The following is a 12,935-nucleotide window of genomic DNA, read 5'->3' as shown; positions in this document are numbered from 1 at the left end:
TAACGAGGCTATCCAATTTTAAGAAAAATCAAAAAATTTGGCTTTTGTGCTGATTAATAGCGAGGTGGACGTCCTTGACGCTCACCACCACGGTGTCCGCCGCCGTTAAATCCGCCACGGTTGTTGCGTGGTTCTGGAGGGCGTGCTGGGTTAACAACCATAGGGCGATTGTTTAGCTCACTACCATTAAACATTTCGATTGCTTTATCAGCATCTTCTTTTGATTCCATTTCGACAAAACAAAAACCTTTAAAACGGCCAGTTTCGCGATCCATTACAGCGCGAACAGAAGCTACTTTGCCTGCTTTTTCAAAAAGGCTTGCGATATCATTCTCTGTTGCTGAAAAAGGCAAATTGCCTACGTATAACTTGGTACCCACAGGATCTCCAGTTGAATTGTACACGTGCCGATCAAACACAAAAGCCCCATGCCACGCGTTGTATCGAACAGTAAAACTTTGAGACAATCGGCGGCTCTGAAAACTTTCAAGACGCACGGAGTATTCTCAGTCTTGAGTGTTTCACGGAACGTGTTTACTTGCAAGAGAAAAATGTTGCAGTAGAAAAAATCAGTCGTAATAATTAGTTAAAAGATTAAAAAAGTAGCTTCGCAGCCATAACCCCATTTGTATCTTTTGTCGTTTTGCACAATTATGTATCGAATAAAGGGTTCAAAAACAATTAATCCTTTAAGTATTGGAAATCCTAAGCCTAATTGAAATTGAGAAAAAGGGATATTTTCAGTACCCGAAATATCATCTAAGGCATAAGTTATAGGATACTGTGTTGTAAATTTTGTTTGTCTGTAAATGTAACCAAAAGAATAGCTTAAGCTAGGAATAACAATCCAATCATATAAAATACCTGTTTCAAGAGAATATCTAAAATCTGTTTCTTCAATTCTTAAAGCTTTAGGCATATCAGGTTGTTGCCAAGAATAATTCATTCGAAAGCCAGGTCGAAACCATATGCTCTTATATAGGGGGAGATATCCATATGTGACAATTTCAGGAGCAATTTGTGTAAATGTAGATTCTCCATATTCTTGCCGAACATAAAAACTTGCCCCACCTCCAACCGCCAAGTGAAAGTTTTTTTTATCTGCAAAACAAGATTTAGCCATAAAAAAATGAAGTAAAATGAAAAATAAATATAAAAATTTTCGTTTTTTCATGTGCAACCTACACGATAAGTGCTTGGAAAACCAACAGATCCAAAATTTGCTTTTAATTGTGTACAAATTTGAGTTTGTGTTGCACCTGATCCGATTTGAGTTAAAAAGGAATTAAAAAAAGAACCTAAAATGAGTCCATTATATAAAGAATTATTGCTGTCACCACTACTTGGCTTGCAATAGTCACTAAAGTTGCTGCTTGGTAAATTACTCATGTTACTTTTTGTCGTTTTAAGAGCGTTTGTAACTAAAGTCATAAAGGTACCACGTGCTAAACTTCCTGATAAAGAAGTTTGGTCGTAACCCAAGTTTTTTTGCGCATTAAATAGAGCATTTGCAAATAAAGTACCAATACAATAAAAACTCTGTTCACACATGGAATTAGAAGTATCTGCTACTCCTCCCGCAATGTCATTATAAGTAAACGTGATGGTAGAAAAATTTCTTTGGGTTCCTCCGTTGCCGAAATCAATGCTATTTTGAAGAATATTTGTACTTCCTGTTAAAGTATAACTATTCATATCTGCGAATCCTTCATTTAATCCTCGAATAACAAATTCTTGATTTAATCTGTCACAATCAGGAGAATTTCCATTATCAAATGCCAATTCCCAAATAGAATGTCCAAATTCATGTGCAATAACCTGTAAATTTGCGGCAAGAGGAATATTTTCCAAATTTGATCTTTGAAACATGATAAATTGATGCGCTCCTGGAACATAAGCTGCATTTAATTTTCCAGAGGATTGAATGGTGCTGCCATCGGTTTCTAAAATAATTTTTGGTTCAAAAAAGATTCGAATTTTCCCATATTTTGAAAATATAGTATCGATAGAATATCCAGTCATGGTTTGGATATTATTTGCGACAACATCAAATTGATAATAAGAAGAAAGCATCGCTAAAGTGGAATAATCTTTTGGAACAACAACACCATTTTTAACTTGATATCTTAAATTTAAATCTTTAGATTGTTCAAAATTTTTAGCAGCAACAATGGATCCTGATACATAACTTGCTTTTAAAATCCCGCCAAAGACAAAATTAAAATAATTTCCATTTAATGAATTGAGATCTTGAAGCCAAGTAAAAGTTGCTTTATCAAATTTAAATGTAGGAGCTTCAGATCGCTTTTGGGTAGATGACATGCTATTCATTTGTAAAACTTCAGCAGTATAAGGTGGTCCTGGAGCTTTTTCTTGATTCGTACAATTATTCATAAAAACAAATAAAGTAAAAATAATAAATAATTTAAAAGCTTTTTTCTTTTGGATCAAGATATCATTCTCCTTTAAAATAATTTATTTCTTATTTAAATTTTTAAAATAAAACTTGCCATCCTAGCCAAGGACCTGAAACTAAATTAGTAAAATTCCAATATCCAAAACTTAAGTTTGATTCTTTCCCTGTTTTATAATTCACTAAAATACGAATAAAAAAAGGAATCGATTGTGAGTTTGTGTTTAAGTCTAAAGAAGTTTGCTGTGCAGGATCATCATATGAAATGCTAAAGTAAGGTGAATACAAAAATTGTCCTTCTAAACCAAACCTGTCCGTAAAAAAAGTTTGATAACCTAATCCAAATGCAATGGTATTCAAGGATAATTTAAAATATTTTTTATCACTTGAATCCCCATTTTTAGTACTAAAATTAAGTGTATTAAAATGAAAGGTTAAAATATTATTCGAGTTAAAAAAATAGGAAGTATTGTTTGTAAAATTAATTAACCAAGTCGTATTTTCAGGATTACTACTAGAAGAAGGAAATAAAAAATATCCTAAGTAACCAGTTATTACTGAACTTATAGACTTGTTGCTAAAGAAACGGTATCTTGCTTTTAAAAATAAAAAAGGATTCCATGTGAGTGAAGTAACAAGAGTTGAAGCTGTATTTGTTCCTATTGTGAAGTTATCGGTTAATCCATAATCTAATCCAGTGAGCGGTAGATCAAAAGTAAAACGATTTTCTGGAACTGTTCCTGTGTCAAAGTAACCAGAAAAAAAACCTAAAGGAGTTTGTACAGGAGGGCTTTGTTCAATAAAGTCACTCCCTCTTTGAGCATGGGCAGAAAATGTTATAAAGAATGTTAAGAAACAAAAAAGTGTAAATTGTTTCAATTGGAATCTACCTTTGTAAAGAAGATAAACATTATAGTTAACGGAGTTTCAGATCTATGCTAAAAAAAACTTTATATTTAAACATGCTCGTAGCTGTTTCTTTAACGACAACTTCATGCTTAACTGTTGGAAATCAATTTCCAAGTGTGGTGAACTGGATCAAACCTAATGTTACTACAAAAAATGAAATTGAAAAAGCATTTGGCCCGCCTTATCGTGTTGGGTATGATTCTGGAATGAAAACGTATTCTTACGGATATTATAAGTATTCTCTTTTTTCTGAAAGCCAAACAAAAGATTTTACAATTCGATTTAATGAAAATATGACTGTTTATAACTATACCTTTAGTAGTTCTTTTCCAGAAGATAAATAATTTTTATCTTTTTAATATCAATACTTAGTAATAAAATAGCATACTGCCGCAACAATTTGTTTCAGCTTGTTTTATTGAAATTTATGAAAAGAACCCATACTTAAGAGCATAAATAAAATAATAACTTAAATTTATTATTATATTTATATTCTATTATTGTTATGTAAGGGTTTTTGTAATGAATTTTAAAAAGATAAGTATATTAGGATCTATTTTGTTAACTGGACTTATTGCAGAAAGTTCTTTTGCTTGTTCTTCTTGTGGATCAAGCGCAACAGCTCCTCTTGTTTTAAATCCAAATGAAAATTTAAAAATGTATTTAGGAATATCTCAGAATTTTGGATACATGAATTATGGCGGTTATGGATCTTCAGGAACAACAAGAACAGCAAATAAAATGTTGTCCTCAAGAAAAACCTTAACTCTTGCTGTTGGTTATAGAACTAGTGAAAATTCTTTTGTTACTTTAACAGGATCTGTGATTCAAAATGAAGGTCCGGCCGATACAATGAATTATGCAAGCGGCACAAAAACAAGATATTTATTAGGAGATCCTATTCTTTCTGGTAGATACAATCTAGTAAACATGGGAATGGACAATATTTATCGTCCTCAAATACAAATAATGGCAGGATACAAGCCTGGATTAGCAAAAAATATGGTTGATCGAGACGGCGGTGCTGTTGATACCGTAGGTAATGGATTTCACCAAACAAATGGAGGAATTGATTTTTGGTGGGGAATGCCAATGATTCAATTTGGTGCGAGTCAATTAGTTACTTATTCGTTTAATAGAAATCCGGGCAATGATTTTGGCGGTGGACTCAGTCAAACAAAACGTTCTCGTGATTTACAATATACAACAGTGCTTACTGTTGGCCACGCTTTTACCGATTATAAATTTTCTATTCAGGCAGGGATGATTCTCGATTATATTGGTGAAGAAAAAATTTATTTACAAAATTCTTCTGGAGATCAAACATCAAAAACAATTTCTCCAGCACAATCCAATACGGCATTTTTTCTTGCTAAATTTAACGTAACAGATTTGGATACTCTTCGCTTTACCTATACCATTGGTGGCGCTTATGATGGGAACTTAGGGCCTTACACAAATTCAAATCAAACGACTTCAAACTCTGCTTTAGTTGCCTATGAAAGAACATTTTTTTAAAAAAGGTAGATTGTGAAATATAATTTTATTTTAAAATTTTTAAGCGTTATTTTATTTTTGAATTCTAGTTTATCTTATGCTTTATGTGAGCCTGTAGATTTAAATCATTTTATGAAAAATATTGAAGGAAAAAAAAATATTCAATTGGTATTTTTTTCATCATGGTGCTCTGATTGTAAAGAAGAATTATTAAAAATAAAAGATGACCTAAATGAGAATTATATTTTAATTAATACATTTGATTCTCTTGGAAAAGGTGATATATCATTAAAATCTTTAAAAATAGATCACAAATGTATTTTTGATAAAGACAGATTGTTAGCTAAAAAATATAAAGTGAAATCGGTGCCCAAAAAAATATTAATTCCATAAATTAAATTTCGGTTGAGATATTAAAAAACAGTACCATCACTTTCAATTTTGAGGGGAGGGCTTCCATCTTTTCTTAATTGCGCTGCAATTTTTCTTCCAGCCCACCAAGTTCCACCTTCTAAAACTCGAGCAAGTGGAAAATCGGAAGACTTTTTTCCTAATAATTCTGTTACTTTTTTTCCAATTTCATCTAGTAATGCAATGGTTAATGCGCGCCATTCAATAATTAAAGGAGAGCCCGGATGATGCAATTTTTCAATGTCATCTTTATTTTTTAAAGTAATTAACCCTGTGTCAATAATCAATCCACCGTTACGGTATTCGGCAAGCCCTGTTAAGGCATCTATATGAGAAATGGTAAAACCTGCTTCCATTAATGGTTCAAATAAGGAGTAGGAAAGCCATTGAGAAAGTTTATGGAAAGGAACTAATGAAGAAATTCCTTCTCCTAATGCTTTGTAGGACCAAACGTCTCCCAAATTAATTTGATTGATAGAAGCTCTTCCTGGCCAAATAGAACCTAGTCCCTGTTGAATTGTTCGTAATATTTGAGTTGCTGTTACGTTCCCTGTTGGGCATTTTTCTTGTAAATAATCGAGTAAATTTCCAATGCGAGGATTTTCACTTCCAAAGATATCACTATCTTTTAAAAGTGTTTCCCCTAAATTTTGAAGAAGTTTTAAACGACCTTCCATTCCAATTAAAGAATTTTTTTCGGTAACCTGAAGTCCTTGCGCAAATTCTTCTAAAGTAAGAGATTTTAAACGTTCTGCATTTACTTGATAAGGATTTTCTTTTTCCGAAGAAAATAATCCCGCTAAAAACATTCTTAAACTAGCAACAGCAAGGCCTTCTGAACGTGTGTATTCTTTTCCTGTATTTTTTTCAGAATATTTCCAACGAATACCTGCTCCAGCATCTAATAAAACGCTTAAAACAACTAGGTCTAATTTTGATTTTGTTCTTTGATTTGTTGTAAAACGAGTCAGTGCTAATTTTAATTCTGTTAATCTATCAAAATTTCCTACATTAAAATGATTCCATCGTGAATGAAAAGGAATATTTAAATTTGGATAATTTTCTAAAGTAACAGAAGTAACAAATTTAGAAACTTCATCTAATTTATCCATATGAACAATGAAATTGGTGTTACCAGATAAAGCTAAATTAAATATTTCATGTGCTTTTTTTCTTATTGTTAATGGTGAAAAAATATTTTCAATATCGTGAATATCACCGCTAAAGTCATTCATAAGCTTATTCATCTAATTTGCGCCCTTTCACTTTTTTAAGTTCGGAGACACTTTTTGTTTTTCCCTCTGTAAAATAACCGGCGGCTTTTTTAGCTTCCATTTCTACTTGGGCATCCGGCGGAATCAATTCATCTGGTATAGAAACTCTTCTCACAACTTCAATTCCACTTTCTACAATAGCATTGTATTTCATATCACTCATGGAAACGAGATTATCAATGCGCTGAATTCCTAACCAATGCAATACATCAGGCATGAGTTGTTGAAAACGCATGTCTTGAACCCCTGCAACACATTCCGTTCTATGAAAATAAGTGGCGGCACTATCACCACCTTCTTGGCGTTTTCTTGCATTGTAAACTAAAAATTTTGTTACTTCACCAAGAGCTCTGCCTTCTTTTCTAAAGTAAACAATCAATCCTGAACCGCCTTCTTGTGCAGTACGAATAGATTCTTCAATTCCATGAGTTAAATATGGCCTACATGTGCAAATATCGGAACCAAAAACATCGGAACCGTTGCATTCATCATGAATACGAACCGTTAATTTTTTCGAAAGATCGGAAACGTTTTTTACATCTCCAAAAATATAAACGCTTGTACTGCCAATTGGAGGAAGTAACACTTTTAAATCACGCCGTGTAATTAATTCAGGAAACATTCCACCCGTTTGATTAAATAATACTCTTCTTAAATCGCCTTCAGAGACATTAAATCTTTTTGCAATTCCTGGTAAAAACCAAACAGGATCAATCGCTGCTTTTGTTACTAAAACGTCTTTATTTTTAGATATAATTTTATCATCTATATGAAGTCTACCAACTTCAATTGCTTGTGAAATTTCTGGCATATTGATATGAGCAGTTGTAATAGCAATTGTTGGCCTTATGTCATAACCTTTATCAAAAAAAGATTTAAAAACTTCACCAACTTTTGCTCCCCAAGGGTCTAGACTAACTATTTTTTCTGGATCTTCCCAAGAAGGAAAAGGACCAATATTTATTACAGGAGATGTGTTTGTTAAATCTGGTTTATGTTCCATAGTCAAGGCACCAGATGCATTTGCTAAGGCACGGTAAACGGTATAACTTCCACTATGAGTACCAATGGAATTTCGATGTTCGCGGGTTGTTAATGAGGCAACAACGGGGCCTCTTAATAATGGGTCTGCTTCTCCCCAATTTAGAGGAGCGGCGTGTTTAAAAATGCTAGCAGGATGTGAAGTTAATAATACGTGACCATTACTTGTCATTTTTTACTCCTAATTCTTTTAGGACATCCAATTTTGATTGGTGATTTGAAACCATTTTGTTGTTACTTTTTTACGATTACTCCAAAATTCTATACCACCATCGCCCGTGATATCTCCATGTCCAAATTTAGAAAGATTGATTCCTCCAAAAGAAAAAGGTTCTCTTGGCACAGGAATACCAATATTTATTCCTATCATTCCCGCTTTTGCATTTGCAGAAACATATTCCGCGATATCTCCACGAGAAGTAAAGACAGAAGCTGCATTTCCATAAGGATTTGCATTTTCTATTTTCATAGCTTGTTCCAAACTTTTACAACGTATGATGGATAAAATCGGACCAAATAATTCTTCTTTTGCAGAATAACTTTGAGGATCAACATGATCTAATATTGTTGGGTTAAGCCAATTTCCACCAGAATATTCTTCTGGTACTGTTACCTTACGTCCATCTACAAGAATTTTAGCACCTTCAGCAGTAGACTTTTCAATTGCATTTTTTAATCGATCCAAAGACTGTTTCGTTATGACTGCTCCAATGTCTTTGCTTGCTTGAAACTTTTCAGCTTTATTTGCTATTTCTTGAATAATGGAGTCGGTTTCTCCAACAGACAATAATACACTTGCTGCCATGCAGCGTTGTCCAGCACAACCTGAAAAAGAGGATAAAATTCCGTCCACGGCAAGTTCTTTTTGAGCATCTGGCATTAAAAAAATATGATTTTTTGCACCTCCTAGAGTTAAAGCTCTTTTTCCATTTGCCGTTGATCGTGTATAAACATATTTTGCAACAGGAGAAGAGCCCACAAATCCAATTGCCTTTATGTCTTCATGATCACAAAGAGCATCTACTGTTACTTTATCGCCTTGAACAACATTTAAAATTCCATCTGGTAATCCACATTCTTTAAGAGCATTTGCAATGAGCAAAGATGTCATTGCTGTTTTTTCGGAAGGTTTCCAGATAAAAGCATTCCCAACCATGATGGCAATAGGAAACATCCACATGGGCACCATGGCAGGAAAATTACTTGGTGTGATCCCTGCTACAATTCCTAAAGGCTCTCTTCTGTATTCACATTGTATGCCTTTTGAGACTGTCATTTTTATAAGGGGATCATGATTTTGAAGTCCTATCGCAAATTCAATGATCTCAACACCTTTTAAAACGCCATCGCGCCCTTCTTGAGGAAGTTTTCCGCACTCGTTGCTTATTGTTTGGGACAAAATGGACATGTTATCGAGAAGCCATGCTTTAAATTGATTCATGACAACAGCTCTGTCACGATAGCTTTGCTGTCCCCATTCTTTTTGCGCATTTTTTGAAGTTTGAACTGCTTTATCAATTGTTTTTAATGTACTTCGGTAAGTATTTGCAATCACTTTTCCAGTAAAAGGACTTAATATGACCCCTAATTTTTCATCGGGAGTTTCCCATTTTCCTTCAATAAAATTAAGGCATTCTACAATCTTTGGGCTTGTGCTTGAAGAGGACATAAGATCTTTATCCTTTTTCCTTGGCTTTGCTGAACAAAAAGAGTATGCGTACTATCCCTAGACTATTGGTGAGAATTTAGTGTATGTCAATTTTCCGGTGCGGTAAATTCAGCCCACTAATAAAAAGGCGAATTCAGACATTTGATGTTTTAATTTGCATCCAATAAAGTCATACCAACGTTATTTTTGGTATCAGTGTTGTGTAGGAGAATAAAAAACGATGCCGCCTAAAATGCCTTCTCAACCACAAGAGCTGACTCGAGCGGAAGTAAGTCAACTCAAAACTTTACTTACAAAATTGCGTGATGAGCTCTATGCAAAAGAAGTTGCACGTAAAAATGAAGGAGCCTATGAAATAAGTCGGGATGATATATCTGATGAAACCGACTTAGCATCTGTAGAAACAGATCAAGAAGTAAATATGAAACTTGCAGAAGCTGATAGAGTAAAAATTGCTTTAATTGAAAAAGCTCTAAGAAAAATTGAAGCCAATGATGGAACCTATGGACTATGTGAAGGAACGGGAGATCCAATCGGATTTAAACGTTTGCAAATACAACCCTGGGTCCTTTATTCTCTACGCCATCAAGAAGATCTTGAAAGGGGAAGAAGAGCAAATTGATTTTATTTATGAGTATTTAAAAAAACCTTTAAAGAGATTTCTCTTTAGAGGTTTTTTTTATATGAAACATTTCTTCTCTGGACTGCATTTTATATTAATGATATTTTCAAAATCCATTCATTTATAAAACAATTCATAAGGGGATATTAATGTCTCAGAATTTCAGAAAAATTTTGAATAAAAGCTATTTATTATGTTTGCCATTGTCACTTATTTTATTAAATTTCTCTTATGCTGCGGACTTGCCAAATGGTGTTAAGTTATCTAAAAATCAAGTTTTAAATAGAGGAAATGGTGCTGAAATACCAACTATTGATCCACAAAAAATTGAAGATGTTCAGGCTGCAAATGTAGGTTTAGATGTTTTTGAAGGTCTTGTTCGTTATAACTCTCAAGGAATATTAAAGCCAGCAGGTGCTACAGATTGGACTATTAGCAAAGATGGATTGACCTATATTTTTCATTTAAGAAAAAATTCAAAATGGTCAAATGGAGATATTATTACCGCGCATGATTATGTATATGGTTTTCAGCGACTTGTAGATCCTAAAACCGCATCTTCTTATGCTTTTATTGTATCCTCAATTAAAAATGCAGAATTAATAAGTGCAGGAAAAGAGCCTTTAAATAAACTAGGTGTGGTAGCATTAAATGATTATACTTTGCAAATATCTCTAAATGAACCTACTCCTTATTTATTTGAAATTCTAACTTTAAGTAATTGTGTACCAGCAAATAAAAATGCAATGGATAAAAAGAAAGATCAATTTTTTCAAGCCGGTAATTTAGTTTCAATGGGTCCTTATATTTTAAAATATTGGAAAGTTGGTGATAAAATCACTTTGGTTAAAAATCAAAATTATTGGAATGCGAAAAAAACTATAATTGAAGAAGTTCATTTTTATCCAACCCAAAATTTAACATCAGAAGAGCAAATGTATGAAGCAGGTCAATTAGATATTACAAATGAAATACCTATGGATAAATATGATTCTTTAAAAAGAAAGTTAACAGATGAAGTTAAAACAAACCCCGCTTTAACTTCTTATTGGTTTAGTTTTAATTTAGATAAACCACCATTTAAAGATAATATTAAATTGCGTAAAGCATTATCTCTTGTCATTGATCGTGAAATCATAACAAAGAAGGTAACAATGAGAGGGGAAAAGCCTATCTATGATATTGTTGCTATAGGGACAAAAAATTATAATCAGTTTAAATATGATTGGAGTGATAAATCCATTCAAGACAGAATTCAATTAGCAAAAAAATTATATGAAGAAGCTGGATATTCAGCGGATAAGCCTTTAAATATTACAATATTATACAATACTAATGATAATAGTAAAAAATTAGTCTTAGCACTTGCATCTATGTGGAAACAAACTTTAGGAGTAAATGCAGTTACCGAAAATCAAGAGTGGAAAGTCTTTTTAAATTCAAGAAATAAAGGTGAATTTGATGTGGTCTGGAATAGATGGATCGCAGATTATAATGATGCGAATACATTTGCAGATTTATCAAGATCAGATAGTGAAATGAATACTTCCAAATTTAAAAATCCAAAATATGATGAGCTTTTGAAATTAGCAAAAAAAGAACTTGATTTAAAGAAAAGGCAAAAAATTCTTGAAGAGGCTTCTGCTTTAATGATGAATACTTATCCTATTGTTCCTTTATATTCTGCTGTAACTACCCACTTGGTAAAGAAACATGTTGGGGGTTATACTGGTAAAAATCCACAAGACTCTACTCAATCTTTTGAGTTATATATAAAAGATCATGAACAAAGATAATAAGTCACTCCTTTGACATTAAGCTTTTAAACTTTAGTCACGATAATGTGCAGGGAGTTTAAAAGCATGGGCGGATTTATAAAATACATTGCTATATTTATGTTTTTTGGAGTGATTTGGTTTGGTATTTTATCAATTCAAGTTAGTAAAAAAACTTCATTATTTGTAGCTATTCAAAAAGAATTAAAAATCTATCCTGAAGAAGAAGAAGATCAATCCAATAAAAAATCAATTGATAGAGAAAAAGTAATTGATGCAATTTCAAAAGCATTTAGTAATTAAGTTAAAAAATGTCTCATAATATCTTTATAAATAAATAAAGAACGGTGAACAGAAATAACATATGGATCATCATAGGTTATATCATAGGGAATTCCTAAATCATCATCAAAACAACAGGGCATGGAAACCGCATGAAGTTCTGATTTGGGATTTATTTGAATGGAGTTGATTGTTTCTTTTAAACTTGCATGTGAATGCACAAATAATAAAACTATTTTTTGAAAAGAAGTTAAAAGTAAAGAACAGTCTTCAATTTTTTTAGGAATGATGTTTATATTTTTTTTATCATTCAATTTTTCAATTATTTTATCATAATCTCTTTCCATAGCAGGATCAATTGAAAAAATAGTCCATTTTGTCATATTGGCAATATAATACCCCGTTCTTGGATTATAACCATCACCAACAACAAGAATAGCAATAGATTCATCATTATAATCTAATTTTAATTTGTGCCTGACGGCTTCAAATGCACCCTGAGTTTCGGAAATTTCTTTTGCATTTGGATAAAATTCTGTATCAATAAGTTTTGCAGCAGATTTCAGTTTTAAAAAAAAATCGATATAACGAAGGCTCGGTTTTGTTACTTTTATTGTAAAATATTCGTTTGTTTCAGAGTGATCAATAACGGGACGTGGCATACTAAACCTCAAGCTTAAAATAGGATAATCCTATTCAATTTGCTTAAACTAATATTCCATTTATAAATGGTCAATAGAACTTGAAAGAATAGTATCGGTTAAAACTTTATGAAAAGGTTTGATAATTTTTAAACCATTTTCGCTTAAACCATATGAAAAAGATTTATTTCCACTTGGAATTTTAAAAAATAGCCCAAAATCTACCCCTATTTCTAATAAATTTTCAATATCTTTTTTTATTCCTTCGCCTGGAGAAGGATTAATCCAATTTTTTAATATATCAACTTGAAATTTTTCTGATTTAAAATCAGGTGAGAAAATTTTTGAAATTTGAGATGCTGTTATTGGAGAGTGTGGCAATAATAAATTTCCAATATCAT

Annotated in this window: 15 protein-coding genes; 6 read left to right on the top strand and 9 right to left on the bottom strand. The window is 32.4% G+C overall.

Translation table 11 applies throughout. The features are described 5' to 3' along the window. Positions 1–53: 53 nt before the first annotated feature. The 4 genes from ACIQ56_RS08270 to ACIQ56_RS08255 all read right to left on the bottom strand — a co-directional run bounded on the left by ACIQ56_RS08270 (position 54) and on the right by ACIQ56_RS08255 (position 3,292). A complete protein-coding gene (locus ACIQ56_RS08270) occupies positions 54–419 on the bottom strand; it encodes an RNA recognition motif domain-containing protein (protein WP_397600599.1) in 366 nt (121 codons plus the stop codon). A 167-nt stretch (positions 420–586) separates the two neighbouring features. After that, on the bottom strand, positions 587–1,174 hold the full coding sequence (locus ACIQ56_RS08265) for a hypothetical protein (protein WP_397600598.1): 588 nt from the start codon (positions 1,172–1,174) through the stop codon (positions 587–589). After that, positions 1,171–2,451 (bottom strand): hypothetical protein, encoded by a 1,281-nt coding sequence (locus ACIQ56_RS08260; protein ID WP_397600597.1) that lies wholly within the window; start codon positions 2,449–2,451, stop codon positions 1,171–1,173. Before ACIQ56_RS08260 ends, ACIQ56_RS08265 begins: the two co-directional genes overlap by 4 nt. 43 nt (positions 2,452–2,494) lie before the next feature. Next, positions 2,495–3,292: a hypothetical protein gene (locus ACIQ56_RS08255; RefSeq protein ID WP_397600596.1), complete on the bottom strand. Its 798-nt coding sequence runs from the start codon at positions 3,290–3,292 to the stop codon at positions 2,495–2,497. Positions 3,293–3,348: 56 nt separating this feature from the next. On the opposite strand from ACIQ56_RS08255, the gene ACIQ56_RS08250 reads away from it, so the two are divergent. The 3 genes from ACIQ56_RS08250 (at position 3,349) to ACIQ56_RS08240 (ending at position 5,212) form a co-directional block, all read left to right on the top strand. Further along, complete coding sequence (locus ACIQ56_RS08250; protein ID WP_397600595.1) at positions 3,349–3,666, top strand: hypothetical protein; 318 nt, start codon at positions 3,349–3,351, stop codon at positions 3,664–3,666. 178 nt (positions 3,667–3,844) lie between these two features. Beyond that, complete coding sequence (locus ACIQ56_RS08245; RefSeq protein ID WP_397600594.1) at positions 3,845–4,840, top strand: hypothetical protein; 996 nt, start codon at positions 3,845–3,847, stop codon at positions 4,838–4,840. A gap of 12 nt (positions 4,841–4,852) precedes the next feature. Then, positions 4,853–5,212: a TlpA family protein disulfide reductase gene (locus ACIQ56_RS08240; RefSeq protein WP_397600593.1), complete on the top strand. Its 360-nt coding sequence runs from the start codon at positions 4,853–4,855 to the stop codon at positions 5,210–5,212. A gap of 20 nt (positions 5,213–5,232) precedes the next feature. Here ACIQ56_RS08240 and ACIQ56_RS08235 read toward each other — a convergent pair whose 3' ends face one another. From ACIQ56_RS08235 to mmsA, 3 genes are read right to left on the bottom strand one after another with little or no spacing between them, the layout of a single operon-like run. Then, a complete protein-coding gene (locus ACIQ56_RS08235; protein WP_397600592.1) occupies positions 5,233–6,477 on the bottom strand; it encodes a DUF1688 family protein in 1,245 nt (414 codons plus the stop codon). After that, positions 6,470–7,717 carry a GTP cyclohydrolase II gene (locus ACIQ56_RS08230; protein ID WP_397600591.1) on the bottom strand — a complete coding sequence of 416 codons (1,248 nt, stop codon included), beginning with the start codon at positions 7,715–7,717 and terminating at the stop codon, positions 6,470–6,472. The genes ACIQ56_RS08235 and ACIQ56_RS08230 overlap by 8 nt, the downstream gene beginning before the upstream one ends. An 18-nt stretch (positions 7,718–7,735) precedes the next feature. Continuing rightward, positions 7,736–9,214 carry a CoA-acylating methylmalonate-semialdehyde dehydrogenase gene (gene mmsA, locus ACIQ56_RS08225; protein ID WP_397600590.1) on the bottom strand — a complete coding sequence of 493 codons (1,479 nt, stop codon included), beginning with the start codon at positions 9,212–9,214 and terminating at the stop codon, positions 7,736–7,738. A 220-nt stretch (positions 9,215–9,434) separates the two neighbouring features. Here mmsA and ACIQ56_RS08220 point away from each other — a divergent pair, with 220 nt between their 5' ends. From ACIQ56_RS08220 to ACIQ56_RS08210, 3 genes are all read left to right on the top strand, one after another. Then, a complete protein-coding gene (locus ACIQ56_RS08220; protein WP_397600589.1) occupies positions 9,435–9,836 on the top strand; it encodes a TraR/DksA family transcriptional regulator in 402 nt (133 codons plus the stop codon). 149 nt (positions 9,837–9,985) lie between these two features. Beyond that, positions 9,986–11,632 (top strand): peptide ABC transporter substrate-binding protein, encoded by a 1,647-nt coding sequence (locus tag ACIQ56_RS08215; RefSeq protein WP_397600588.1) that lies wholly within the window; start codon positions 9,986–9,988, stop codon positions 11,630–11,632. A gap of 66 nt (positions 11,633–11,698) precedes the next feature. After that, the gene (locus tag ACIQ56_RS08210) at positions 11,699–11,914 is read left to right on the top strand and encodes a hypothetical protein (protein ID WP_397600587.1); all 216 of its coding nucleotides are present in this window, start codon (positions 11,699–11,701) and stop codon (positions 11,912–11,914) included. Here ACIQ56_RS08210 and ACIQ56_RS08205 read toward each other — a convergent pair. Both ACIQ56_RS08205 and ACIQ56_RS08200 read right to left on the bottom strand, forming a co-directional pair. Beyond that, complete coding sequence (locus ACIQ56_RS08205; protein WP_397600586.1) at positions 11,911–12,555, bottom strand: hypothetical protein; 645 nt, start codon at positions 12,553–12,555, stop codon at positions 11,911–11,913. The two genes, ACIQ56_RS08210 and ACIQ56_RS08205, sit on opposite strands and share 4 nt — an antisense overlap. A gap of 60 nt (positions 12,556–12,615) precedes the next feature. Continuing rightward, positions 12,616–12,935 (bottom strand): hypothetical protein (locus ACIQ56_RS08200; protein WP_397600585.1); only part of this gene is annotated, 320 nt, incomplete at its 5' end.

The organism is Silvanigrella sp. (assembly GCF_044369315.1).
Taxonomy (GTDB): Bacteria; Bdellovibrionota_B; Oligoflexia; order Silvanigrellales; family Silvanigrellaceae; genus Silvanigrella.
Note: the sequence above shows the minus strand (reverse complement) of the source record. Positions and strands in the feature narration are given on the sequence as shown.